Genomic DNA, 23689 nt, shown 5'->3' with positions numbered 1-23689 from the left:
CTCGTCCCCCCGCCCGCCGCCGTCTTCGGCATTTCATGCGCTTGCCGCTACACTGGCCCCCTCGTTTCCCGCGTATTTCCGAGGAGCCAGCCTTGGCCAAGAAAGCCTCTTCACTCGCCGCCCTGGGCGGTCTGGTCTATTCCACCGACGGCGGCCGGCATTGTCCCGGCTGCGGCCAGCCGGCCGCCGCCTGCACCTGCAAGCAGGACCAACTGCCGGCCGGCGACGGTATCGCCCGGGTGCGCCGCGAGACCAAGGGCCGCGGCGGCAAGACGGTGACCACCGTCAGCGGCGTGCCGCTGGCCGGCGACGAACTGAAGGAGCTGGCCAGCGCCCTGAAGCGCCGCTGCGGCACCGGCGGCGCGCTCAAGGACGGGGTCATCGAGATCCAGGGCGAGCACGTCGAGCTGCTCCTCGAAGAGCTCGCCAAGCGCGGCTTCAAGGCGAAGAAATCCGGCGGCTAGTCCTAGTCTCTAACGGAAGACATCTCTTCTCTGCACAGGAGCGACCCATGGCACGACGTACACGCAAGGACGACGGCAGCCAGTGGACCGTGGCCGACAGCCGCGCCGTCTACGGCATCCGTCACTGGGGTGCCGGTTATTTCGCCATCAACGAGCGGGGACATGTGGAGGCGCGGCCGAACCGCGCCGCCGACCGGCCGATCGACCTCGTCGAGCTGCTCGGCCAGCTGCGCGAGGCCGGTCTGTCGCTGCCGCTGCTGGTGCGCTTTCCGGACATCCTGCAGGACCGCGTGCGCCAGCTGACCGGCGCCTTCGACGCGCATATCGAACGCCTCGGCTACCAGAGCGGCTACACCGCGCTGTATCCGATCAAGGTCAACCAGCAGGAGGCGGTGGTGGAGAACATCATCGCCACGCCGAACGTTTCCATCGGCCTGGAGGCCGGCTCCAAGCCAGAGCTGCTCGCCGTGCTGGCGCTGGCGCCGAAGGGCGGCACCATCGTCTGCAACGGCTACAAGGACCGCGAGTTCATCCGCCTGGCGCTGATCGGCCAGAAGCTCGGCCATGCGGTGTTCATCGTCATCGAGAAGGAGTCGGAGGTGCAGCTGGTCATCGAGGAGGCCGCCGAGCTCAAAGTCGTCCCGCAGCTCGGCCTGCGCGTGCGGCTGTCCTCGCTGGCTTCCTCGAAGTGGGCCGATACCGGCGGCGAGAAGGCCAAGTTCGGCCTCTCGGCGGCGCAGCTCTTGCGCGTGACCGAGCGCCTGCGCAGCGCCGGGCTGGAGCAGGGGGTGCGCCTGCTGCACTTCCACATGGGTTCGCAGATCGCCAACCTGGCCGATTACCAGGGTGGCTTCAGGGAGGCCATCCGCTACTACGCCGAGCTGCGCACCCTCGGTCTGCCGCTCGACCACGTGGACGTCGGCGGCGGCCTGGGGGTCGACTACGACGGCACCCACTCGCGCAATCCCAGCTCGATCAACTACGACATGGACGACTACGCCGCCACCGTGGTCGGCATGCTCCAGGAGTTCTGCGACGCCCAGGGCCTGCCGCATCCGCACATCTTCTCGGAGAGCGGCCGCGCGCTGAGCGCCCATCATGCGCTGCTGGTGGTGCAGGTCACCGACGTGGAGCGCCACAACGACCAGCTGCCGGAGGTCGCCGATCCCGACGGCCTGCCGGAAACCCTGCGCTGGCTGGTCGAACTGCTCGGCCCGACCGACGACGAGATGGTCACCGAAACCTACTGGCGCGCCACCCAGTACCTCGGCGAGCTGTCGCGGATGTACGCCGACGGCAAGCTGGGCCTGGCCGACAAGGCGCTCGCCGAGCAGTGCTACTACGCGCTCTGCCGGCGCCTGCACGATTCGCTGAAGGCCCGCCAGCGCTCGCACCGCCAGGTGCTCGACGAGCTCAACGACAAGCTGGCCGACAAGTACATCTGCAACTTCTCGGTGTTCCAGAGCCTGCCGGATACCTGGGCGATCGGCCAGGTGCTGCCGATCCTGCCGCTCGACCGGCTCGACGAGGAACCGCTGCGCCGCGCCGTGCTGCAGGACCTGACCTGCGACTCCGACGGCAAGATCCGCCAGTACGTCGACGAGCAGAGCATCGAGACCAGCCTGCCGGTGCACGAGCTGCGGGCGGGCGAGGAATACTTGCTGGGCATCTTCCTGGTCGGCGCCTACCAGGAGATCCTCGGCGACATGCACAACCTGTTCGGCGACACCGACTCGGTGAACGTCTACCAGCGCGCCGACGGCAGCATCTACCACGCCGGCATCGAGACTCACGACACCATCGAGGACATGCTGCGCTACGTGCACCTGTCGCCCGAGGAACTGATGACCTACTACCGCGACAAGGTGGCCGGCGCGCGCATCGGCGCCCGCGAGCGCGCCCAGTACCTGGACGCCCTGCGCCTGGGGCTGACGCGTTCCTCCTACCTGTCGGGCTGAGCGCCGCTTCCGGTGCAAAAGCCGCCTAGTTGGCCTGGGGCTCCGGCGCCTGCTCCGCCAGCTCCTGGCGCCACAGGCGCCGGGCGAAGGCCGCCATGGCCAGGGCGCGTAGCGCCATGAAGGCGAGGAAGGCCAGCCACAGGCCGTGGTTGCCGAGCCCCTGCAGCAGCCAGGCGAGCGGCAGCGCCAGGGCCACGGCGAGCAGCATGGCGTCGCGCATCTCGCGGGCGCGGGTGACGCCGATGAACAGGCCGTCGAGCAGGTAGCTCCACACCGCGATCAGCGGCAGCGCGGCCAGGTAGGGCAGGTAGCTTTCGGCCAGCCCGCGCACCGCCGGGATGTCGGTCTGCAGGCCGACGAACAGCGTGCCGCCGAACAGGAAGAACAGCGCAAAACCCAGACTGGCCAGCAGCGACCAGAGCCCGGCGACCGCCAGCGCCCGCTGCAGGGCGGTACGGTCGCCACCGCCGATGGCATGCCCGCACAGTGCCTCGACGGCGTGGGCCAGGCCGTCCAGGGCGTGGGCGGTGAGCAGCAGGCCGTTGAGCAGCAGGGCGTTGGCCGCCACCGTGGCATCGCCGAGCCGCGCGCCCTGCACGGTGATCAGGAAGAACACCAGCTGCAGGAGCAGGCTGCGCAGGAAGATGTCGCGGTTCACCGCCAAGAGCGGGCGCCAGTTCGCCCAGCGGCGCAGGGCATCCCAGGGCAGCCGGCCGGGATGCCGGCGCAGCGCCCGGCGGGCCAGGATGAGGCCGAGCAGGGCACCGCCCCACTCGGCGAGCACCGAGGCGCGGGCGGCGCCGGCCACGCCCCAGTCGAGGCCGAGGACGAACCACAGGTCGAGCGCCACGTTGCCCAGGCTGGTGAGCAGCAGCATGGCCAGCGGCGCCCGGGCGTTCTGCGTGCCGAGCAGCCAGCCGATCAGCGCGTAGCTGGCCAGCACCGCCGGCAGGCCGAGCAGGCGGATATGGAAATACTCGCGGCTCAGCGCATCGAGCGCCGCCGAGGACTGCATCAGGCCGAGGGCGAGCTCGCCGAAGGGCAGCGCCAGAAGGCCCAGCAGCAGAGCGAAGGCCGCGGCGAGCACGAGGCTCTGCAGCAGCACCTGGCGCAGCGCGGCGCCATCGCCACGGCCGCAGGCCTGGGCGGCGAAGCCGGTGGTGCCCATGCGCAGGAAGCCGAAGGCCCAGCCCAGCAGGGTGAACAGGCTGCCGCCGACCGCCACCGCGCCGAGCTGGTGAGCGTGCGGCAGGTGGCCGACCACCGCGCTGTCGACCAGCGTCACCAGCGGCGTGCAGAGGTTGGAGAGGATCATCGGCGCGGCCAGCGCCCGGACCCGGCGCCGGGTCGGCGCGTGGCGCCAGGCCTCGACCAGCGCGCCCGCGCTCACTGGATCAGCCAGCTGAGTACCCAGAGCCCCAGCAGCAGGCAGAGCGCGCCGCTGACGAAGGCGCGCTTGAACAGCGCGCGTATTCCGCCGGCCAGCAGCGCCAGGCCGACGACCAGGGCGACGAAGCCGAGCAGCGTGGGGTTCATGCCGAGGGTGCGCGACAGGCCTTCGAGGAAGGACGCGCCGGCCCTGCCGATCGAGCCGAACAGTCCGCCCAGCCCCTCGACGAGGTAGCGGAGCAGCGCGCCCACCGCCTCGCCGAGCCATTCGAAGAAACTTCCCTCTTGTTGCATTGCATCCCCCTGGCGAACGAAGAAAGGTGCCGGACCGTCCCGCGTTCCGGCGGGGCCGCGCGGGCGGCCCGCACAGGCCGCGCAAGGATAGCGCGTCGGACGGGCGCTTTCAGCGCAGCAGCAGCAGCGGCGTGCGCGATCTGTGCAGCATCTGGCGGGTGGTGCTGCCGAGCAGCAGGCGGCGGATGCGCGAATGGCCGTAGGCGCCCATCGCCAGCAGATCGATGCCACGCTCCTGCTGGTAGGTGTGCAGCACCGCCGCGAGCTTGCCCTCGCGGATCGCCGGGATCACCAGGAAGCCGGCGAGCTCCAGTTGTGCCTGGGCCTCGTGCAGCGCGGTGCGGCTCAGCGCGTTGTCCTCGTCGACCATCAACAGGTGCAGCGGCAGCCCCTTGAACAGCGGGCTGGCGGCCAGCGTGTTGACCGCCTGACGGGCGCTCGGGCTGGCGTCGTAGGCGAGCAGCAGGCTGCCCGGCGCCCTGAATTCGTCCGGCGCGATCAGGATCGGCCGGGCCAGGGCGCGGGTCGCGTTCTCCAACTGGCTGCCGATCGGCTGGCCGGCCTGCTGCCGGCTGTCCTCGCCCTGGCGGCCGATCACCAGCAGGCGGAGGTCGCCGGCCATCTCGACCAGGGTCTCGACCAGGTCGCCGTGGCGCTGGCAGAGCTCCGGTGCCGCCAGGCCGGCGGCGAGGGTGCGGTCGCGGGCCGCGGCGAGGATCGCCTGACCCTGTTCCAGGGCCACCCGGGCGCGCTGCTCGTCGAGCCGGGTCAGCTCGTTGGTCAGGTGCTCGCTGCTGCCCAGGCCGACGGCGCCGCTGAAGTCGCCCGGCGCCGGGTAGCGGCTGCGGTCCAGCACGTGCAGGAAGGTCAGTGGCGCGCCGAGGCGCTGGCTGGCCCAGATGGCCCAGTCGCAGACCGCGGCGGTGGCGGCGGAGCCGTCGATGCAGGCCAGTATCCGAGTCATGGGGTCGCTCCTTTCTCAGTGTTCCGTGAATATCTCGAGGACGCCCGGCACGGCGCCTCCCGGGCGTCGAGGGCTCCGGCCAAGCTGCTCGGGGAGGCGAAGAATACCGGGCCGACCACCCGTTAGGTGCGGGCCTGGCCATTATCCCGGCTTTCGCCGTCGATGCGCAGGAAAAGGCCGATCGGGTTGGCGAAGAGCAGCACCGCGGGCAGGTCGGCGAGGGCATCGCCTCGGCGGATGCTCCGGCGGGGCGGGCCTTGGCACGGACATATCCGGTAACGCGACCGGCGGCGAGGGAGCGCTGGCCGGCCTTTAGTATGAGGGATGGCACCTTTGCCGTACCGGCACGGCATGCCGGGTCACCACTTCGTTTCGCTGCGAGCGTACCGCCATGATCGCGATTGCCAAGGGGCTGCTCGGACGGCTGCCGGCAGTACGTCCGGGGATCTCGATCGCCCTGTTGCTGGGCCTGCTCCTGGCGCAGCAGGTGCACAACAGGCACCTCGACGAGCGCCTGTATTTCTGGGCCAAGAGCCGCTGGCTCGAGGCCTGCGCCCAGGGCTTCGACTTCTGCCTGCCGGACTACGAGGTCGGCATCGAGGCGCTGAAGATCGCCGGGGTGCGCAACAACCTTTCCGGGCTGAGCTACGACGACACGCGCAAGCACCTGTGGGCGGTGATCAACGATCCCGAAGAACTGGTCGCCCTGAGCACCGGGGGCCAGGTGCTGGCGCGCTATCCGCTCGAAGGGTTCCGCGATGTCGAAGGCGTCGCCTACCTGGGCGGCGACCTGCTGCTGCTCACCGAGGAGCGCGACCAGGCGCTGGTCGCCGTGCCGGTGCCCAGCGTTCCCGGCGCCCTGAGGCGCCAGGACTACCGCTCGCTGACCCTGGGCTTCGACAATCCCGACGGCGACAACCGCGGCTTCGAGGGTGTCGCCTACGACCGCCAGGGCGACCGCCTGTTCGTGGTCACCGAGCACTCGCCGCGCAAGCTCTACGAGATCCGCGGCCTCAAGGCCAGCCTGTCCGGCGCCTTCAACCTCGGCATGCTCGACCGCTCCGCCTGGCTGAGCGAGGGCTTCGTCGGCAGCGATCTGTCCTCCGTGGAGTACGACCAGGCCAGCGAACACCTGATCCTGCTCAGCGACGAGTCGCGGCTCTTGGTGGAGCTGGACGAGCGGGGCGACACGGTCAGTCTGCGCTCCCTCTGGCGCGGCTCCGCGGGGCTCAGGAAGAACGTCCCGCAGGGCGAGGGCGTGGCCCTGGACGAGCACGGCCGGCTCTACATCGTCAGCGAGCCGAACCTGTTCTACGTCTTCGTGCGCGAGGGCTGAGGCCCCGCGCTCGTCCGGTCCCGAAGCCGGCGGCACGCCTGCCGGCCATTGCCTTCTTCCTTCCTGATCGCCCTTCGGCGTGGCCCGCTGCGGGTTCGCGACGGTTGCCTGCTGTCTCCTGAAGAAAGTGGAACGCTGTTCTTGAATGCTTGTGTGGATTCGATTAATTTCCGGAATGTAATTCCAGAAAAAGCAATCCGGCCCGTTGCCTGCCTGCCAGGCACGGGCGTCCGGCTTCCCGAACCGCCAGGAGACCCATAACAATGAGAACGACCCTTCAAGAGATTCAGGACGGCGAGCGCTTCGACATCGTCGTCGTCGGCGCCGGCGGCGCCGGCATGTCGGCCGCGCTGTTCGGCGCGTTGCAGGGCGCCAAGGTGCTGCTGCTGGAGAAGACCGAGTACGTCGGCGGCACCACGGCGTTTTCCGCCGGCACCACCTGGATTCCGGGCAGCCACCACGCCGCCGGGATCGGCGTGCACGACGACAGCCTGGCCAAGGCCGGCGGCTACCTCGATCTGGCGGTCGGCGAGCGCTCCCGCGCCGAGCTGCGCCGGGCGTTCCTGGAGAACGGGCCGAAGGCGGTCAAGGCCATCGAGAGCGGCACCTCGGTGCGCTACCGCGCCCGTCCGCTGCACCCGGACTACATCTCCGACCTCGAAGGCTCGACCCTGCGCGGCCGTGCCCTGGAGCCGCTGCCCTTCGACGGCCGGCTGCTCGGCGAGCGCTTTCGCCTGGTGCGCCCGCCGATCCCCGAGTTCACCGTGCTCGGCGGGATGATGATCGACCGCGACGACGTCAACCACCTGCTCAAGCTGACCCGCTCCTTCGCCTCCTTCCGCCACAGCGTCAAGCTGCTCGCCCGGCATGCCCTGGACCGCCTGCGTCATCCGCGCGGCACGCGCCTGGTGATGGGCAACGCGCTGATCGCCAGCCTGCTGCATTCGCTGGACGCGCGCGGCGTGCCGGTGCTCACCGAATGCCGGCTCGAGCGCCTGGAGCGCGGCGCCGCCGGCATCGAGGCGCTCGAGGTGACGCAGCAGGGCGTGAAGCGGCGGATCGTCGTCAAGGGCGGAGTGATCCTCGCCTCCGGCGGCTTCAACCGCCATCCCGAGCGGCGCCGGGCGCTGCTGCCGGGCAGCGAGCCGCAGTGGTGTCCGGGCGCGCCGGGGCACACCGGCCAGGCCCATGATCTCGCCGAAGCGCTGGGTGCGCGCTACGGCACGCCGGGGCTGAGCCACGCCTTCTGGGCGCCGGTGTCGATCCGCAAGCGCGCCGACGGCAGCACCGCGGCGTTCCCGCACTTCATCCTCGACCGCGGCAAGCCGGGGATGATCACCGTCGACCGCGCCGGCAAGCGCTTTCTCAACGAATCCACCTCCTACCACCTGTTCGGCCTCGGCATGCGCGAGGCCGGCGTGGCGCCGGCCTACCTAGTCACCGATGCCGAGGGCCTGCGCAAGTACGGCCTGGGCATGGTGCGTCCGGGCGGCAAGGGGCTGAAGCCGTTCCTCGCCGACGGTTACCTGACCGCGGGCGCGACCCTGGCCGAACTGGCCGGGCGCCTGGGCATCGACGCCGCCGGGTTGCAGGACAGCGTGCGCAAGATGAACGAGTACGCGCGCAGCGGCGTCGATCTCGACTACCGGCGCGGCACCACCGACTACCAGCGGGTCAACGGCGACGCGGCGCAGCAGCCCAACCCCAACCTCGGGCCGATCGGCACCGCGCCCTTCTATGCGGTGCGCCTCTACCCCGGCGACATCGGCGCCGCCACCGGCTTCGCCACCGATACCGACGCCCGCGTGCTGGATCAGGACGACGCGCCGATCGACGGCCTCTACGCGGTCGGCAACGACATGCACTCGATCATGGGCGGCACCTACCCGGGACCGGGCATCACCCTCGGGCCGGGCCTGACCTTCGCCTACCTCGCCGCGCAGCACGCCGTGGCGCGGGCCCGGGCGCTGCGCGGCGAGGACGTGAAGCCCGCCGTCGCCTGAGGGGCGCCACATCAAAAAGCCCGCCGGGATTCCCGGCGGGGGCTTTTTCATGCCGCGGGTTTTCCCTTCAGCCGCGCACGCCCTCCACCAGCGCCTTGGCCGCCTGCAGGGCGGCGCGGGCCCAGGCTTCCGTGCCCATTTCCGCGACGCGCCGGTCGTTGGGGATCTCGATGCTCACCGGCAGACTAGCTGGCAGCTCGCGCCACAGGCGGCGCAGGTCGATGCCGCCCTCGCCGGGCAGCAGGCGCTCGCCACGGGCGGCCTGGATCAGGGCCTCGTCGGTGGTCGGGCGCTCGGCCGGGCCGTCGCAGATCTGCGCGTAGTGCAGCCACTCGGCAGGGATCTCGGCCAGTTGCTCGAAGCGGCTGGCCGAGCGGTCGAAGTGCAGGGCGTCGACCAGGATGCCGCCGTTGCGGCGGTCGGCGCGGCGGACGATGCGCAGGGCGCTGTCCAGGTCGCGCACCGGGGTCCAGGGCATGAATTCCAGGTCGGCCGACAGGCCGAACGGCAGCATGGCGTCGCACAGCTGCGCGTAATGCTCGATCAGGCGTTCCTCCTCGGGATCGTCGCCGGCCACCAGCACGGCCTTGGCGCCCAGTTCGGCGCCGGTTTCCAGGAAGGGCAGGTAGCGCTCCAGCTCGAACTCCGCGCCGATGCGGATCAGCTCCAGGTCGAAGATGCGTACGCCGGTGTCGTTCATCCGCGCCAGGGTCTCGCGCAGCATCGGCTTGTCGGTCATCAGCGGATAGGCCACGGCGCCGGGTGCCACCGGCAGCAGGCGCACGCCGGCCTGGTCGTAGCCGGTGCGCGCCGCCAGCTCGATCATCTGCGGCGGACTCAGCTGCAGGGCGGTGAGCTGGGCGATGGAGTAGGTCGGTTGCATGGAAACCTCCAGGCGTGAAGGGGCGGCACGGCCGCCCGGGTACGGGATCGTGGGGAGCCGGCGGACCGGGCGGTCCGCCGGGCGTCTCAGGCGGCCGGAGCGGCGAGCGGTGCCGGCCGGGCCTGGCGGCCCTTGAGGTACTGGGCGAGGACGCCGAGTAGCGCGGGCACGGCGAGGAACAGGAAGACCTGGCTGAAGTTCCAGTTCGCCGCGAGGATCAGCGCGCCGAGGCCGGCGCCGCTGATGGCGCCGAGGCGGCCGATGCCGGTGGCCCAGCTCACCCCGGTGGCGCGCATCCGGGTCGGGTAGAACTGCGCCGAGAGGGCGTAGCAGCCGGGGGAGACGCCGTTGACGAAGTAGCCGAGCAGCAGGATCAGCGGGCAGAGCACCGCCATGGTCGGCGGCAGCAGGGCGATCAGCACCGCGCAGACGGCGCCGCCGGCGATGGTCAGGGCGATCACCTTGTGCGGGTTCCAGCGGTCCATCTTCAGGCCGACGGTGAAGTTGCCGACCACCCCGCCGACCTGCAGCAGCGAGCCGATGATCGCCGCGTCGGCCAGGCTCAGGCCGGCGTCGCGGCTGATCAGCGGCAGCCAGCTGGAGAGCAGGTACATGGTCAGCAGGCCCATGAATAGGGTCAGCCAGATCATGCAGGTGCCCAGGCGGTAGCCGGGGGCGAACAGCGAGCCGACCGCGTTGCCGCCCTGCACCTGTTCCTCGGAGCTGTAGAACTGGCTGTCGCCGCCGGCCAGGCCGGGCGCGACCTTGTTCACCGCGCGGATCAGGCGCGTCCTGAGCGCCGGATGCTGGGCCAGGAAGCGGATCGACTCGGGCAGCAGCGGGATCAGCAGCACGGCGAAGGCGATCGGCAGCACGCCGCCGGCGACCAGCACCGAGCGCCAGCCGAAGTGCTCGATCAGCGCCTTGCTGCCGATGCCGCCGAGGGCCGCGCCGACCGCGAAGCCGCAATAGATGAAGGTCACCATCAGCGAGCGGCGGCGCTGGGGCGCGTACTCGGCGACCAGGGTGGCGGTGTTGGGCATCGAGGCGCCGAGGCCCATGCCGGTGAGAAAGCGCAGCACGCTCAGGCTGACGATGTCGGTGGCATAGGCCGAGGCCAGGCTCCACAGGCCGAAGAAGAACACCGAGCCGACGATCACCAGCTTGCGGCCGAGGCGGTCGGCGAGCGGGCCGGCGGTCAGCGAGCCGGCGGCCAGGCCGAGCAGGCCGCTCATCATCACCGGACCGAGGTCCTGGCGTTGCACGCCCCAGTCGTCGAGCAGGGCGGGGGCGATGAAGCCCATGGCGGTGGTGTCGAAGCCGTCGAAGACCAGCACCAGAAAGCCGAGCAGCAGGACCAGCCACTGGCGGGCGCCTATCGGGCGCGCGTCGAGGAAGGTGCCGACGTCCACACGAGCGGAAGTCGCCATACGTGTACCTCCAGTTTGTTGTTGTTGTGCAGAGAGAGGGTCTCGCCCGCGGGCGCTTCGGCCCGCCGGACGATCGGACGGTAACATTATTGGAATTATATTCCAATAATAAAATAGTTTCCTATGTGGGTGTCGGCGTCGAGCGGCCGTCCCCGCCTCCGGCGGAGGCGGGCGGGCAGGGCATGGCGGCGGGGAAGGGGGTGGCGGTGGTCAGGCGTCGGACGGGGCCGCCACCTGGGAGGAGGTCAGCGTCGACAGCTTGGGCACGCTGTCCAGGCTGGTGGCGGCCAGTTCGTCGGCGGCTTCCAGCAGGGCCGGCACCAGCGCCGCCATGCGCTCGGCGCCGAGCCGCACGCTGGGGCCGGCGATGCTGATCACGCCGACCACGCCCTGCTGCGGCGCGCGGATGGCGACGGCGATGGCCGCCGCGCCGGCCTCGAAGCTTTCGTCGACGCTGGCGTAGCCCTGCTGACGCGCGCGCTGCAGGCGGGCGAGCAGGTCCTCGACGGTGGTCGGCGCGTTGGGGCCGTATTCGCCCGGTTTGGCCAGCCCCTGGCGGTAGACCAGCTCCAGCGCCTGCTCGTTGCTCAGGCAGCTCAGCCAGGCCAGTCCGGAGGCGGTGCAGCAGAGCTTGGCCTCGGCGCCGGCGTCGGGGTCGTAGCGCAGGCCCGAGCGCGCGCCCTGGGCCTTGGAGACCCACACCAGACGGTCGGTATCGACGATGCTCAGGCGCACCAGCTCGCCGGAGAGGCCGGCCAGGCGTTCGAGCACCGGGCGGGCCAGATCGACCAGGCTGCACTGCGACAGGTGCTTGAGCGCCAGCGACACCACCTTGAGGGCGAGGATGTAGTTGCCGTGCTGGTGTTCCTGGCGGACGTAGCCCTGCTCGACTAGGCAGTTGAGCATCCGGTGGGTGGCGCTCGGCGGGATGCCGAGGGTTTCGGCGACTTTCTGCAGCGGCAGGCCGGCGGCGTTGCCGGCCAGCAGTTCGAGGGCGGAGAGGCCGCGTTCTAGGGCGTTGCTCATGGGGATTCCTTGACGGTTCGAGGTCCGATCCGGACGGGGTCGGACCTGGCGTTAATTTATGGAATCCTATTCCGAGGTGGAGCCGCATGCAAAGCGTAGCGGCCTCCGCCCTGGCTACCGGGCCTCGGGCGTCAGCGGACGCCGCTCGGTCACTGCGCCGGATCGAGGCCGAAGAACTGCCGGTAGAGGCCGAGCTGGCTGCTCAGCATGTGGATGCCCGGTTGCACCGCATGGCCTTTGGCCGCGGCGCTCTGCAGCAGGCGGGTCTCGGCCGGCTTCATGATGATGTCGGCGATCAGCGTGCGCGGCGCCAGGCCTTCCAGGTCGAAGGGCAGCGGGTCGTCGGCTTGCATGCCGATCGGCGTGGCGTTGATCGCCAGCTCCACCTCGCCCGGACGCGCCGCGTCGAGCACGCGCACCTGGCCCGGCCAGTACTGCTGCAGACGCTCGGCGAAGCGCGCGGCGCGGCTGCGGTCGACGTCGAACAGGTCGAGGCGCGCGATGCCCGCCTGCAGCAGGGCGACGGCGATGGCGCTGCCCGCGCCGCCGCTGCCGAACAGCGCCACGCGCCAGCCCTCGGGGTCGCGCCCGGCGTGGCGCAGGCCGGCGACGAAGCCGGCGCCGTCGAAGTTGTCGGCCAGCCAGCGACCATTCGCCTGGCGGCGCAGGGCGTTGCTGCTGCCGGTGAGGGCGACGGTCAGGCTCTGCTCGTCGGCATGCGCGGCGACCGCCAGCTTGTGCGGCACGGTGATCAGCAGCCCGTCGAGGTTGCCGATGCGCTTGAGGCCCTCGATCACTGTGGCTAAGTCCGCCGCGCCGGCCTGCACCGGCAGCATCAGCGCGTCGATGCCGCGCTCGGCGAACAGCCGGTTGAGCAGGGTGGGGGCCTGGACCTGGGCGATCGGGTCGCCGACCACGGCGTACAGCCGGGTGCTGCCGGTGGGGCTGGAAATGAGCAGGGCGTCGTTCATGACGGGATTCTCCGCGGATGGGTGTCGGGGCATGGGGGCACGGCTGGCTGGGGGCGGGCGCAGGCGGCGGGAAGTCGGGAAAGCGGGGCGGGCGAGGCTGGAAGCATGGCTCTGGAATTCTTGTATTTTCTGGAATCATGTTCCGATTTTTTCTGAGGCGCAACCCCCGGCAAGGTGGCGAAACGGCGAAGAATCCGGACGTATCCGTTGGGGGCGGTTTGCACGACGCGCCTCGCCGATGCATGCCGGTGCCGGCGGTTGGCGGAGCGGCCAGGTGCGCAAGCCCCTGTCGTGGGAATCAGTTTCCCATCAGGAGAATGCCGCCGCCCCCTGACTAGACTTGCCGTGCGTCTCGCAGGCGGGGAGGCGCTGCCCACGGATCCTCGGAGAGCGAAACATGAACAGGTATGGCGCGGAGTTTCTCGGAACCTTCTGGCTGGTACTCGGCGGCTGCGGCAGCGCGGTCCTCGCGGCGGCCTTCCCGCTGGCCGGCATCGGCGACCAGGTCGGCATCGGTCTGCACGGCGTCTCGCTGGCCTTCGGCCTGACGGTGCTGACCATGGCCTATGCCATCGGCCACATCTCCGGCTGCCACCTGAACCCGGCGGTGTCCATCGGTCTGTGGGCCGGCGGGCGCTTCCCGGCCAAGGACCTGGCGCCCTACATCGTCGCCCAGGTGCTCGGCGGGATCGCCGCGGGCGCGGTCCTCTACGTCATCGCCAGCGGCGCCGCCGGCTTCGACGTCGCCAAGGGGATGGCCTCCAACGGCTACGGCGCCCATTCGCCGGGCGGCTATTCGCTGCTGGCGGCGCTGGTGACCGAGGTGGTGATGACCCTGTTCTTCCTGCTGGTCATCCTCGGCGCCACCGACAAGCGTGCTCCCGCCGGCTTCGCGCCGATCGCCATCGGCCTGGCCCTGACGCTGATCCACCTGATCAGCATCCCGGTGACCAACACCTCGGTGAACCCGGCGCGCAGCACCGGCGTCGCGGTGTTCGTCGGCGACTGGGCCCTCGCCCAGCTCTGGCTGTTCTGGGTCGCGCCCATCGTCGGGGCCGTGCTCGGTGCCTTCGTCTACCGGCTGATCGCCGAGGAGCCCGGCCTCGCCCGTCAGCCGGCGCGCGGCTGAGCGCGGCGGCGCCAAGGCGCTGCCTTCCCGGCAAGCTTCTCCGTTGCGTCTCCAGCGAGACGGGCCATCTATGCTATTGAAAAGGCTTTTTCCGCAGGGGAGCACAAGGATGAACAAGAGCAGTCTGAAATTGCGCGGGGTCAATCTGGGCAGCTGGCTGGTGCTGGAGAAGTGGATGGTGCCGAGCCTGTTCGAGGGCCTGGCGGCCACCGACGAAACCACCTGGTGCGCCGAGCTGGGCGAGCGGGCCGGCGAGCGCCTGCGCGCCCACTGGAACCGCTGGATCACCCGCGACGACTTCGCCTGGCTGGCCGAGCGCGGCCTGAACGCCGTGCGCATTCCGGTCGGCCACTGGATCTTCGGCCCCGACTATCCCTACCACCCGAGCTACGGCGAGGCCCGCTACCCCTTCGTCGAGGGCGGCATCGCGGTGCTCGACCGCGCCATGGAGTGGGCGCAGGAGTGCGGCCTGCGCGTGGTGCTCGACCTGCACGCCGCGCCGGGTTGCCAGAACGGCTTCGACAACGGCGGAATCAAGGACGTCTGCGAATGGCACACCCGCCCGGAATACCGCGAGCATTCGCTGTCGGTACTGGAGCGGCTGGCCGAGCGTTACCGCGAGCACCCGGCGCTGCACGCCATCGAGGTGCTCAACGAGCCGCGCTGGGACGTGCCCACCGACTACCTCAAGGCCTACGACCTGGACGCCTACGCGCGCATCCGCCGGCACTGCCCGCCGGAGCGGGTGGCGGTGATCTTCCACGACGGCTTCCGCGACTTCCGCGAGTACCTGGGCTTCATGCAGGGGCCGGAATACCGCAACGTGATCTTCGACATCCACCGCTACCAGTGCTTCGAGCGCTGCGACATCGACATGGACATCTACGGCCACATGAACAAGGCCGCCGGGGCCTGGAAGGCCGAGGCCGACGGCATCATCACCGAGCTGGGCCTGCCGACCATCTGCGGCGAGTGGAGCCTGGGGCTGGACCTCAAGGTGGTGTCGCTGTGGGCCGCGGGGCCGTTCAACCATGCCCTCGAGCGCATGGACGCCTTCCAGGAGAACGTCGCCTACCGCGGCTACGCCGCCGCCCAGCTGGCCACCTTCGAGAAGTACCAGGGCTGGTTCTTCTGGAACTACAAGACCGAGACCACCCCGGCCTGGTGCTTCCGCGACTGCGTCGAGCGCGGCTGGCTGCCGTCATCCTTTGCGTAACGCGCACAGTTCGCTGGCGCAGGCGAGAAAGCGCGGCTCGGCCTGGCGATTGAGGATCAGCTTGCGGGTGTGGTGGTGTTCCAGCCCGGTGTGGAAGCTGATGGTCAGCAGGGTCGAGTCGGGCAGCTCGCGGCAGAGCATCGCCAGCATGTAGTCCTCGCCCTTGGGATCGAAGGCGTCGGTGGCCTCTTCGAGGAACACCCAGGGCGGCTGGTGCAGGATCAGCCGGGCGATGCCCAGGCACTGCTGGGCGCGCAGCGGCAGCACCCGGCCCCAGCTGTCTTTCTCCGTCAGGCGCGGCGCGAGCCAGGCCACGCCGGCGCATTCGAGCGCATGGTGCAGCTCCGCGCGGCTGAAATGGCCGGGCTCCAGCGGGTAGCTGAGCACCGATTCCAGGCTGCCGTCGGGCAGGAACGGGTGCTGGGAGAGGAACACCACGCCGGCGTCGTCGGGCAGCAGGATCTTGCCGTTGCCCCAGGGCCACAGCCCGGCCACCGCCTTGAACAGGCCGATGGTCACCGCCGGGTCGCCGGCGATCAGTACCCGCTCGCCGCGGTGGATGGTGGCGTTGAGGCGCTCGACGAGGACCTCGCCGTCCGGACTGGCCAGGCACAGGTCGCGGAACACCAGCTCGTTGGCCCGCCCGTGGCCCAGCTCGATGCGGTGCTCCACCGGCTGGCGCTCGCGCTCCTCCAGCTGCAGCATGTCATTGTGGAGGCTGGCCACCCGGTCCGCCGAAGCCTTGCACTTGGCCAGTTCGCCGAGGTTGTCGATCGGCCAGGAGAGCGCCGAGGTCAGGCGCTGGAAGGCCTGGGCCGCCTGCATCAGCACGCCGAGGGTCATCGCCCCGGCGATGTACTGCGGCGCCGCGACCAGGATCGGGAACACCGGCAGCAGCGCGCCATAGCCGGCGGAGAAGGACACGATGCCGAGGTAGCCGATGGTCTGCCGGTTCCAGCCGTGGCCGACGTCGGCGAACAGCCGGCCGGCGTAGTCGCGCTCGATGCTCTCGCCGTGCATCAGGGCGATCGACTCGGAGTTCTCCCGGGCCCGCGCCAGGCCGAAGCGCAGGTTCGCCTCGACCGTCTGCAGCAGGTTGGTGGACTTGGTCAGCGGCCGGCCGAGCAGCAGGCCCAGCATGCTGCCGCCGCCGGCGTAGAGGAAGGCCAGCAGCACCAGGAAGCCGGGGATGACGATGTCGGTGCCGGGCAGCGCCAGGCTGCCGGAGAGCTTGAACAGGATGTCGACGAAGGTGCCGAGGATCAGCAGGGAGAAGACCAGCGAGTGGGCGAGGTTGATCGCGTTCTCGGTGGCGATGCGGATGTCCTCGGCGATGCGCCCGTCGGGGTTGTCGTGCTCGCCGCTGGTGAACTGCAGCTTGTAGTGGTGGGCGCGGGCCAGCCAGTGGTCGAGCAGGTGCAGGGTCAGCCACTGCCGCCAGTCGAGCTGCAGCCAGCGCTTGACGTGCAGGTGCAGCGCGGTGACCAGCATGGTCAGGGCGAAGATCAGCGCGAAGGTGGCGATCTGCAGCAGCAGGGTGTTCAGCGAGCGCGCCTCCAGGGCGTCGAACAGCTCGCGGTGCCAGTAGCTGGTCCAGATCGCCAGGCCGACCTGGCCGAGGGTCAGCAGCAGCAGCAGGCCCACGGCGCCGCGCACCGGCCACTTGCGCTCGCTGTTCCAGTAGGGCTTCACCAGGTGGGTGAACTGCCATCGCAAGGAGGGCGGATTCGGGCTGCTCGGGCTCATCGGCATTCCCCCTGGGCCGAGCCGGCTGCGGGAGCGGCCTTGGCCGCACGGCGGGCGCGCTATCGGGGCGGCCGCTGGCCGGCCGGTCGAGACGCCTGGCCGACGGGCGCAACGCTCCGCTCGCGACGTCGCCGCCATCCCTGCGCGGCCCTCCCGGCATGGACATGGCCGGCACCTGCGTCAGGGGGCGGCTGTCCGCCTGCAAGAACACCACTAACTCGCAGAACGACATCCCTTTCACCTTAGCCGCCCGTTGGCGACGCACGACATCCATCGGCCCGCTCGCGAGCGCGCCCCGATATCGGCCCCGGGGAAAGTCTGCCGGAGCACCGGCAAGCCATGGCACCCGTCTGGCCGGTCGATAGGGACAGCTTAGCCCGAGCCCGGCTCGCTCGTGTGGCAGCGAGACTGCCGGCTGTCGTGGCGGGGAGCCATACTGATGAGGGTACGCCCAGTGCCGGAGACCGTTCGCGGCTTCGGCAACGGCCTGTATCGCGGGTGTGCGGCGCTGCCACTGGCTGCGCTGCATCGGCCTCTGTAACCTGCGGCGCCACCGCCGAAAGAGTTCTGTCTATGCTCGCCAATCCCCAGTCATTGATCGTCGGCTTCTGCGCCTGCCTCGCCGTCCCGGCCCTGGCCGCGAATGCCGCCCCGTCGCAAAGCCGGCAGGAGCATATCCATCAGCAGAGCCACAGCGTAATGCCCTTCTCCCTCAAGCGCACCCTGCATGTCTTTCGCATGACCGACAGTGGCGGCAGCATGCAGGTGGTCATCCGCAAGCCCGATGCGGCGAGCCTGCTGCCGAGCATCCAGCGCCATCTTCTGCACATGACGGCGCGCTTTTCCGGCGGCGACTTCTCCGTGCCGGCCAGCCTGCACGGCGAGGGCATGCCGGGCCTCAAGGAACTGGAGGCCGGTGCCACGCGCATGAAGGTCAGCTACGCGCCCCTGCCCGACGGCGGTGAAATCCGCTTCGAAACCCACGACCTCGACATGATCACCGCCGTCCACCGCTGGTTCGGCGCCCAGCTGTCCGAGCACGGCGCCGACGCGGTGGCGCGCTGAGGGGCGTCGCTCGCCGGGCGGCCGGGGTGGCTGCTGCAGGGGGCCGAGGCGTATCCGCCCCTCGCTATTTCAAATCAAGGACACATGCATGAAAGCTGAAAACTTCGCGCTGGAAGACTACTTCGAGCGCATCGGATACCGCGGTACGGCGCGGGCGGACATCGCCACGCTCAGCGCGCTGATGCGCTGCCAGCTGTTCGCGGTGCCCTTCGAGAACCTCGACGTGCAGGCGGGCAAGATCGTGTCGCTGGTGCCGGAGGAGATCGTCGAGAAGATCGTCGGGCGCCGGCGCGGCGGCTATTGCTACGAGGTCAACGGACTCTTCTGCATGGCGCTCGAAGCGCTGGGGATTCCCTACCGGTTCGTGGCGGCGCGGCCCATGTTCTACCCGGTCAGACGGCCGAAGACCCACATGGCGGTGGTGGTGACGCTGGCGGGCACGCAGTGGCTGTGCGACCTGGGCTTCGGCAGCTACGGCATCCGCGCGCCCATGCGCCTCGACCGGCTCGACGTCGAGGTCCGCCAGGACGACGATGCGTTCATGCTGAGCCGCCCGGACGGGCGGGAGTACCTGCTGCAGGCGCGGGTGAACGGCGAATGGCTCAAGCAGTTCGCCTTCGACCTGTCGCCCCAGGAGTGGATCGACTTCATGCCGGCCAACTACCTGAACTCCACGCACCCCGAGGCGATCTTCGTGCAGAAGCTGCTCGTCGTGCGCCATGCGCCGGACGGCCGGGCGATCCTCCTCGGCGATACCCTGAAGACGGTGAAGCAGGGCGAGGTCCGGGTGGAGAGCGTGGCGGCGGAAGACCTCGACGCGCTGCTGGCCGATACCTTCGGACTGCCCGGACGGGGCGGTGTGCTCTGAACGGCCGGCGAGGAGAGACCATGTCCAACCTGCAAGATCCCCGGGTGCTGTTCGCCGCCGAGCGGACCCTGCTGGCCTGGAACCGGACCAGCCTGGCGCTGATCGCCTTCGGCTTCGTGGTCGAGCGCTCCGGACTGCTGGTGCGGGCGCTCGCGCCCGACAGCCAGGCGGCCAGGGATGCCGGCGCCAGCTTCTGGCTGGGCCTGGCGTTCATCGTACTCGGCGCCTTCACCGCGCTCTACTCGTGCCGGGAATACTTGGTGGTGCTGAGAACCCTGACGCCGGCGGAATTTCCGCCGGGTTACGGCGCCCGCTGGGGGATCGCCGTGAACCTGATCGTCGCGCTGCTCGGCGGCGGCCTGGCGCTGGTCCTGTATGCGCGCTGAGCCCGGGCGTGGCGCAGCGGCGGCGCGGGAGCAGGGCATGGGCCGAGGTTCCGGATTCGCCCGCTGGCTGCGTCTGGCCGGTCTGGCGCTGGCGCTCGGCATCGGGGCCGTCGCCGGCGCCGCCGAGGAAGGTGACGCCTTCCTCGACGAAACCGGCGTGGCGGAAGAGATCGACCTGGACGAACTGAACCGCCAGATCGAGTCGCTGATTCCGTCCGCGCAGGGCTTCGGAGGTGTTTCCGAGATCAACGAGACCATGGCGCAGACCGGGGCGCCGATGCTCCAGGAACTGATCGTGCATTCCCGCGACGAGGCGCTGCGCAATGGCGTGCAGCCCATGCCGGCGGAGATCCGCCGCCAGCTCACCGGCTTCCTGCCGGAGCGGGTGCTGGAGGCGGCGCGCTACCGGGTGCAGGGCGGCGACGACTTCACCCTGCAGTGGAACCTGATCCGCTACGGCGAGGCCGAGGCCATCGCCCTCGATTACGTGGTGATCTTCAAGGAAGCCAGCGACGCGCTCCACAACCCGAGCCTCTGGGCGCACGAGCTGACCCACGTCGACCAGTACCAGCGCTGGGGCGTCCAGGAATTTTCCGTCCGCTACCTGCGGAACTACGAGGTCGTGGAGCGCGAGGCCTACGCGGCCGAGACGCGCTATGCGGCCTGGCGACGGCAGCACGGCCGGGAGAGACCGGCCGACGCCGGCCAGCCCGCCGCTGCCGGCGCGGCGAGCCGTCCGGTCCAGCCCGCGCCTCCGCCCCCTGCCGCGGTCGAGACTTCGAGCACCTGCGGCACGGCCGTCGCCACCTGCCGGGTCACGGGTTCCGGCCCCGTCGGCACGCCCTGCCGGTGCAACCTGCCGACCGGCGCGGTCGCCGGTACGCTGGTCGCCGAGCCGGCGGGCGACGCCGCCGCACCGCCGGCCAACGCCTGCAGCAGCGCGCACGGCACCTGCCCGCTGGACGGCGAGATCGGCGTCGGTGCCGCTTGTAGCTGCGTCACGGCGCAGGGGCGCTTCCCCGGCACCGCCCAGCAGAGGAGCCTGAACGACCGGTGCGTCACCTCCGTCGGCAGCTGTCCGCTGGCCGCGCCCCTGCTGTCCGGGGAGCCCTGTTACTGCCCGGGGCCGGCCGGCGAGGTGGAGGGGCGGGTGCCCTGAGTGAGGAGGGCCGCCGCGTGTCGCGGCCGGTCAGGGCGCGGGAAAGTCCTTGCCCAGCGGCAGCAGCGCCTGGTCCGCACGCTGCTCGGCGTCGGCCAGGGCCTGGCGCCACGGCTCGGCGAGCGGCTGGAGATCGCTCTCCCGCTCGGCCCGGTGCAGCCATTGCAGGCGGTCGTGCCAGTCGCCGAGCGCCGCTTGCGCTGCCTTCAGGCGCTTGCCCGCCCCCTCCGGCAGGGCGGACAGTTCGGGGTAGGCCTCGTCGGCATAGCGCACGCGCTTGATCAGGACGCGCAGCCGGTGGCGGTCGTGGGCCGGATCGCGCAGCGCCTCGGCCAGCTTGCGCTGCTGCTTCGCCAGGCGCTTGCCGATGAGCTTGCGCAGCCCCTGGAGTTCCCCGGCCCGCTCGGCCTGGCGGCAGACGGCCGGCCAGGCCGCCAGGGTATTGCCCAGCAGCAGCCACTCGGCGCTGGCCAGCAGGGCATCGTATCCCGCCTCCAGCGCGCGCCGGCGGGGAGCGATCAGCTCGGGGCGGCCGAGGGTTTCCAGTTCCTGCAGGAGGACCTCGGTGTCGCGCAGGGGCGTGCTCGCATGGCCTACCGCCGCGGCGACGACCTCCAGCGTATCGATATCGGCCAGGCCGCGCAGGGGGCGCAATATGCTGCGCAACTGGCGCACGGCGACGCGCAGGTCGTGCAGGGCCTCGCCGTCGCTGCGGGCGCGCAGCCTGGCGCTGCAGGCCATCAGCGCGACATCCCGTTGCAGCACATGCTTGACCAACTGGTCGACCATCATCCCTGTCTCTCCCGAAATGCAGGCGCCATGGCCTGTTGTTGAGGCATGCCGGCGTGCGCCAGAGGCGCGGCGGCGCTAGGACTATAAGCCATCCTGGCCGCCGGGGTCGCCGGCCTGCGGGAGGGAAGCCGGTCCGGCCGGGCCGGTCTCAGGCTTTCTTCGGATAGTCGAGCGCCACTTTCGCCGGCTTGGTCTTGCCGATGGCGGACCAGGAGCGGGTATCGAAATCGAAGGTGGCGACGGCGCATGTCGGCATGTGGTCGATCTTCGGCGAGAGGCGATGGGCGAGCTCGTCCAGGGCGGGGTTGTGGCCGACCAGCATCACGTCCTCCAGCTTGTCGTCGAGCCCTTGGAGGATCTCCAGCAGGCCATCCGCCGCGGAGGCGTAGAGTGCGTCGTCCATGGCGATGTCCTCGCTCTGGTAGGCGACGCTCCGGGCGAGCATTTCCGCCGTCGCGCGGGCGCGTTCCGCCGGGCTCGACAGGATGAGATCGGGCCTCACCCCGTGCTTGGCCAGGCGTCTGCCCATCTTCGGGACGTCGTTGCGGCCCTTCTCGGTCAGGGGCCGGTCGCGGTCGGGCAAGCCCGGGTCGCCCTTCTTGCTCGCCTTGGCGTGACGAACCAGAAATAGCGTTTTCATTGCTCTCCTCCTTCTGGGTAGGCCGCTTCCACGCAGGCTCCGATCAACGTAGATCAGCGCCGCCCGCTTGCAAGTCCGGCCTTCCGGTCGGCGGTCGGGCGGATACGGAGCCGCCGTGTTTCGCATTGCCGTCTGTCGGCCTTTCCGGGAGTCGGGCATATGCTCATAACTTTTCGATGTAAATTCGAGTTGCTTATCGCCAATACAACGGGTCGGGCTGCCGGGGCGCAGCGTTGTCCGGCCCCCTTCCTTTTGTCGTCGTCGTTTGGGGGAAGCCATGCCTTCGCCAGGAGCGGACAGGACATCACGGGGTCCCCTGCGGGTGGACCTCGCGCTGCAAGGAGGCGGTGCCCACGGAGCATTCACGTGGGGCGTGCTGGACCGGCTGCTCGAGGAGCCGGATCTTCAACTGGATGGGATTTCCGGGACGTCGGCCGGGGCCATGAACGCGGCCGTGCTGGTCGACGGCTATGCCAGGGGCGGGGCGGAGGGCGCCCGCAAGGCGCTGGACGCGTTCTGGCGCAAGGTCTCGCGGGCCGCGCAGTTCAGCCCGTTCCGGCGCGGTCCGCTGGATGTGCTGCTGGGCCGCTGGACGCTGGACTATTCGCCGCTGTTCGTGGCGATGGACATGATCGCGCGGGTGTTCTCGCCCTATGACCTGAACCCGGCCGGCACCAATCCGCTGCGCCGCATTCTCGAGGAGTCCATCGACTTCGCCCACCTGGCCGACGGGCCGATCAAGCTGTTCGTGACCGCGACCAACGTGCGCACCGGCCGCGGCCGGGTGTTCCGCAACGGCGATCTGACCCTCGACGCGCTGCTCGCCTCGGCCTGCCTGCCGGGCCTGTTCCGCTCCATCGAGATCGACGGCGACGCCTACTGGGACGGCGGCTACGCCGGCAATCCGACGATCACGCCGCTGGTCCGCGAGTGCGCCTCCAGCGACACCATCCTGGTGCAGATCAATCCCATCGAACGGCCCGGCACGCCGCGCACGGCGCGCAACATCCTCAGCCGCCTCAACGAGGTGTCCTTCAACTCGGTGCTGCTGAAGGAGCTGAAGATGATCGCGCTGCTGCGGCAGATGGTCTGCCTCGGCGACGACGAAAGCGCGCGCTGGGCGTCGATGCGGATTCACCGGATTTCCAGCGACGTGCTGCTGGAACTCGGCTATTCCTCGAAGCTGAACGGCGAATGGGCGTTCCTGACCATGCTGCGCGACCAGGGCCGGCACGCGGCCGAAGGCTTCCTCGAAACCCATCGCAAGGACCTGGGGCGGCGTTCGACCCTGGATCTGGACGCCTTGCTGGAAGGGGTGTGAAGGCCGGGCGCCGGCCGGCCTCAATAACGCGAATGCGGCGGGTACTGAGAGAGCACCTTGGCCACGGTCTCGCGGATCGCCTGGGCGCGTTCGGACGGATCGTAGGGGCCGCTGCGCAGGGTCTGCTCAGCGCTGCCGCGCCAGACCAGCTTGCCGTCGCGGCCGTCGAAGAAGTCGATCTGCAGGGTGCCGACCCGGTAATCGTAGGTGCGGGTCTCGGCGTAGCCGGGGCCGCCCCAGTAGCCGTACCAGGGGTTGCTCGCGTAGCCGCCCCAGGGACCGCCGGAGTAGGTGGTGACCTGGTTCTGGCGCTGGTCGACGATCAGCCAGACCTGCACCTTGAGGTCGCCGGGCTGGCCGGGCGGGGCCTGGCGCAGGCCGCGCTGGTCGAGCTGGTCGGCCACCGCGGCACGCATGCGCTGCTCGGTCAGGTCGCTCTTCAGGCGCGGGTCGGCGGGCCGGTACTGCAGCGCCGGCTCCTGCCAGTTCCAGCTGCGGTAGGCGCCGAAGTCGCGGTTGGGATCGAAGTCGCGCTCGAGCTGCACGCTCTGGCAGGCGGCGAGCAGCGGCAGAAGGAGCAGCAGCAAACGGGTTCGCATGGTGGTTTCTCCGGTAGCGATGCGCCCGGCGGATCGGGCGCCGCGGCTTT

Annotated in this window: 22 protein-coding genes; 11 read left to right on the top strand and 11 right to left on the bottom strand. The window is 70.2% G+C overall.

Features of this window, described 5'->3' with window-relative positions:
- Positions 1–92: 92 nt before the first annotated feature.
- Both Atro_RS10350 and speA read left to right on the top strand, forming a co-directional pair.
- Complete coding sequence (locus Atro_RS10350) at positions 93–464, top strand: translation initiation factor Sui1 (protein ID WP_497927516.1); 372 nt, start codon at positions 93–95, stop codon at positions 462–464.
- Positions 465–511: 47 nt separating this feature from the next.
- Positions 512–2422, top strand: a complete 1911-nt coding sequence (gene speA / locus Atro_RS10345; protein WP_497927515.1) for an arginine decarboxylase — start codon at positions 512–514, stop codon at positions 2420–2422.
- Between the two features lie 25 nt (positions 2423–2447).
- Here the strand turns inward: speA and Atro_RS10340 are convergent, their stop codons facing one another.
- The 3 genes from Atro_RS10340 to Atro_RS10330 form a co-directional block, all read right to left on the bottom strand.
- Positions 2448–3812, bottom strand: coding sequence for an MATE family efflux transporter (locus Atro_RS10340; protein WP_497927514.1), 1365 nt, complete (start codon positions 3810–3812; stop codon positions 2448–2450).
- Complete coding sequence (locus Atro_RS10335) at positions 3809–4105, bottom strand: hypothetical protein (RefSeq protein WP_497927513.1); 297 nt, start codon at positions 4103–4105, stop codon at positions 3809–3811. The genes Atro_RS10340 and Atro_RS10335 overlap by 4 nt, the downstream gene beginning before the upstream one ends.
- Before the next feature lie 109 nt (positions 4106–4214).
- Complete coding sequence (locus tag Atro_RS10330; protein WP_497927512.1) at positions 4215–5069, bottom strand: universal stress protein; 855 nt, start codon at positions 5067–5069, stop codon at positions 4215–4217.
- 391 nt (positions 5070–5460) lie between these two features.
- On the opposite strand from Atro_RS10330, the gene Atro_RS10325 reads away from it, so the two are divergent.
- The gene (locus Atro_RS10325; protein WP_497927511.1) at positions 5461–6405 is read left to right on the top strand and encodes an SdiA-regulated domain-containing protein; all 945 of its coding nucleotides are present in this window, start codon (positions 5461–5463) and stop codon (positions 6403–6405) included.
- Between the two features lie 263 nt (positions 6406–6668).
- Complete coding sequence (locus Atro_RS10320; protein ID WP_497927510.1) at positions 6669–8408, top strand: FAD-dependent oxidoreductase; 1740 nt, start codon at positions 6669–6671, stop codon at positions 8406–8408.
- A 67-nt stretch (positions 8409–8475) separates the two neighbouring features.
- Here the strand turns inward: Atro_RS10320 and Atro_RS10315 are convergent, their stop codons facing one another.
- From Atro_RS10315 to Atro_RS10300, 4 genes are all read right to left on the bottom strand, one after another.
- Positions 8476–9291, bottom strand: a complete 816-nt coding sequence (locus Atro_RS10315) for a sugar phosphate isomerase/epimerase family protein (RefSeq protein ID WP_497927509.1) — start codon at positions 9289–9291, stop codon at positions 8476–8478.
- An 86-nt stretch (positions 9292–9377) separates the two neighbouring features.
- Positions 9378–10721, bottom strand: a complete 1344-nt coding sequence (locus Atro_RS10310; protein WP_497927508.1) for an MFS transporter — start codon at positions 10719–10721, stop codon at positions 9378–9380.
- A gap of 210 nt (positions 10722–10931) precedes the next feature.
- Positions 10932–11747 carry an IclR family transcriptional regulator gene (locus tag Atro_RS10305; protein WP_497927507.1) on the bottom strand — a complete coding sequence of 272 codons (816 nt, stop codon included), beginning with the start codon at positions 11745–11747 and terminating at the stop codon, positions 10932–10934.
- A gap of 149 nt (positions 11748–11896) precedes the next feature.
- Positions 11897–12718 (bottom strand): shikimate dehydrogenase family protein, encoded by an 822-nt coding sequence (locus Atro_RS10300; protein WP_497927506.1) that lies wholly within the window; start codon positions 12716–12718, stop codon positions 11897–11899.
- 397 nt (positions 12719–13115) lie between these two features.
- On the opposite strand from Atro_RS10300, the gene aqpZ reads away from it, so the two are divergent.
- Entirely contained in the window at positions 13116–13847 is a 732-nt protein-coding gene (aqpZ, locus tag Atro_RS10295) for an aquaporin Z (protein WP_497927505.1), read from the top strand.
- 109 nt (positions 13848–13956) lie between these two features.
- Entirely contained in the window at positions 13957–15063 is a 1107-nt protein-coding gene (locus tag Atro_RS10290) for a glycoside hydrolase family 5 protein (RefSeq protein WP_497927504.1), read from the top strand.
- Here Atro_RS10290 and Atro_RS10285 read toward each other — a convergent pair.
- A complete protein-coding gene (locus Atro_RS10285; RefSeq protein WP_497927503.1) occupies positions 15049–16809 on the bottom strand; it encodes an ABC transporter ATP-binding protein/permease in 1761 nt (586 codons plus the stop codon). The genes Atro_RS10290 and Atro_RS10285 overlap by 15 nt on opposite strands.
- A 573-nt stretch (positions 16810–17382) precedes the next feature.
- Between Atro_RS10285 and Atro_RS10280 the strand changes: the two genes are divergently transcribed.
- From Atro_RS10280 to Atro_RS10265, 4 genes are all read left to right on the top strand, one after another.
- Positions 17383–17874 carry a hypothetical protein gene (locus Atro_RS10280; RefSeq protein WP_497927502.1) on the top strand — a complete coding sequence of 164 codons (492 nt, stop codon included), beginning with the start codon at positions 17383–17385 and terminating at the stop codon, positions 17872–17874.
- Positions 17875–17962: 88 nt separating this feature from the next.
- Positions 17963–18742 (top strand): arylamine N-acetyltransferase family protein, encoded by a 780-nt coding sequence (locus tag Atro_RS10275; protein WP_497927501.1) that lies wholly within the window; start codon positions 17963–17965, stop codon positions 18740–18742.
- Between the two features lie 20 nt (positions 18743–18762).
- Positions 18763–19128: a YidH family protein gene (locus tag Atro_RS10270; RefSeq protein ID WP_497927500.1), complete on the top strand. Its 366-nt coding sequence runs from the start codon at positions 18763–18765 to the stop codon at positions 19126–19128.
- Positions 19129–19165: 37 nt separating this feature from the next.
- The gene (locus tag Atro_RS10265; protein ID WP_497927499.1) at positions 19166–20287 is read left to right on the top strand and encodes an eCIS core domain-containing protein; all 1122 of its coding nucleotides are present in this window, start codon (positions 19166–19168) and stop codon (positions 20285–20287) included.
- 30 nt (positions 20288–20317) lie between these two features.
- Here the strand turns inward: Atro_RS10265 and Atro_RS10260 are convergent, their stop codons facing one another.
- On the bottom strand, positions 20318–21079 hold the full coding sequence (locus Atro_RS10260; RefSeq protein WP_497927498.1) for a CHAD domain-containing protein: 762 nt from the start codon (positions 21077–21079) through the stop codon (positions 20318–20320).
- Between the two features lie 148 nt (positions 21080–21227).
- Positions 21228–21719 carry a SixA phosphatase family protein gene (locus Atro_RS10255; RefSeq protein ID WP_497927497.1) on the bottom strand — a complete coding sequence of 164 codons (492 nt, stop codon included), beginning with the start codon at positions 21717–21719 and terminating at the stop codon, positions 21228–21230.
- Between the two features lie 277 nt (positions 21720–21996).
- Here Atro_RS10255 and Atro_RS10250 point away from each other — a divergent pair, with 277 nt between their 5' ends.
- Entirely contained in the window at positions 21997–23040 is a 1044-nt protein-coding gene (locus Atro_RS10250) for a patatin-like phospholipase family protein (RefSeq protein WP_497927496.1), read from the top strand.
- A gap of 20 nt (positions 23041–23060) precedes the next feature.
- Here Atro_RS10250 and Atro_RS10245 read toward each other — a convergent pair whose 3' ends face one another.
- Positions 23061–23639, bottom strand: coding sequence for a DUF4136 domain-containing protein (locus Atro_RS10245; protein WP_497927495.1), 579 nt, complete (start codon positions 23637–23639; stop codon positions 23061–23063).
- Positions 23640–23689 lie beyond the last annotated feature (50 nt).

Source organism: Azotobacter tropicalis (assembly GCF_059739045.1).
This window is presented reverse-complemented; position numbering and strand designations above follow the sequence as displayed.

What these genes read in the sequence shown, in the direction of transcription:
- speA (WP_497927515.1), top strand. Translation starts at nt 512, where the DNA reads ATGGCACGACGTACACGCAAGGACGACGGCAGCCAGTGGACCGTGGCC.
- Atro_RS10335 (WP_497927513.1), bottom strand. Translation starts at nt 4,105, where the DNA reads ATGCAACAAGAGGGAAGTTTCTTCGAATGGCTCGGCGAGGCGGTGGGC.
- Atro_RS10330 (WP_497927512.1), bottom strand. Translation starts at nt 5,069, where the DNA reads ATGACTCGGATACTGGCCTGCATCGACGGCTCCGCCGCCACCGCCGCG.
- Atro_RS10325 (WP_497927511.1), top strand. Translation starts at nt 5,461, where the DNA reads ATGATCGCGATTGCCAAGGGGCTGCTCGGACGGCTGCCGGCAGTACGT.
- Atro_RS10320 (WP_497927510.1), top strand. Translation starts at nt 6,669, where the DNA reads ATGAGAACGACCCTTCAAGAGATTCAGGACGGCGAGCGCTTCGACATC.
- Atro_RS10315 (WP_497927509.1), bottom strand. Translation starts at nt 9,291, where the DNA reads ATGCAACCGACCTACTCCATCGCCCAGCTCACCGCCCTGCAGCTGAGT.
- Atro_RS10310 (WP_497927508.1), bottom strand. Translation starts at nt 10,721, where the DNA reads ATGGCGACTTCCGCTCGTGTGGACGTCGGCACCTTCCTCGACGCGCGC.
- Atro_RS10305 (WP_497927507.1), bottom strand. Translation starts at nt 11,747, where the DNA reads ATGAGCAACGCCCTAGAACGCGGCCTCTCCGCCCTCGAACTGCTGGCC.
- Atro_RS10300 (WP_497927506.1), bottom strand. Translation starts at nt 12,718, where the DNA reads ATGAACGACGCCCTGCTCATTTCCAGCCCCACCGGCAGCACCCGGCTG.
- aqpZ (WP_497927505.1), top strand. Translation starts at nt 13,116, where the DNA reads ATGAACAGGTATGGCGCGGAGTTTCTCGGAACCTTCTGGCTGGTACTC.
- Atro_RS10290 (WP_497927504.1), top strand. Translation starts at nt 13,957, where the DNA reads ATGAACAAGAGCAGTCTGAAATTGCGCGGGGTCAATCTGGGCAGCTGG.
- Atro_RS10285 (WP_497927503.1), bottom strand. Translation starts at nt 16,809, where the DNA reads ATGAGCCCGAGCAGCCCGAATCCGCCCTCCTTGCGATGGCAGTTCACC.
- Atro_RS10280 (WP_497927502.1), top strand. Translation starts at nt 17,383, where the DNA reads ATGCTCGCCAATCCCCAGTCATTGATCGTCGGCTTCTGCGCCTGCCTC.
- Atro_RS10275 (WP_497927501.1), top strand. Translation starts at nt 17,963, where the DNA reads ATGAAAGCTGAAAACTTCGCGCTGGAAGACTACTTCGAGCGCATCGGA.
- Atro_RS10270 (WP_497927500.1), top strand. Translation starts at nt 18,763, where the DNA reads ATGTCCAACCTGCAAGATCCCCGGGTGCTGTTCGCCGCCGAGCGGACC.
- Atro_RS10265 (WP_497927499.1), top strand. Translation starts at nt 19,166, where the DNA reads ATGGGCCGAGGTTCCGGATTCGCCCGCTGGCTGCGTCTGGCCGGTCTG.
- Atro_RS10260 (WP_497927498.1), bottom strand. Translation starts at nt 21,079, where the DNA reads ATGATGGTCGACCAGTTGGTCAAGCATGTGCTGCAACGGGATGTCGCG.
- Atro_RS10255 (WP_497927497.1), bottom strand. Translation starts at nt 21,719, where the DNA reads ATGAAAACGCTATTTCTGGTTCGTCACGCCAAGGCGAGCAAGAAGGGC.
- Atro_RS10250 (WP_497927496.1), top strand. Translation starts at nt 21,997, where the DNA reads ATGCCTTCGCCAGGAGCGGACAGGACATCACGGGGTCCCCTGCGGGTG.
- Atro_RS10245 (WP_497927495.1), bottom strand. Translation starts at nt 23,639, where the DNA reads ATGCGAACCCGTTTGCTGCTGCTCCTTCTGCCGCTGCTCGCCGCCTGC.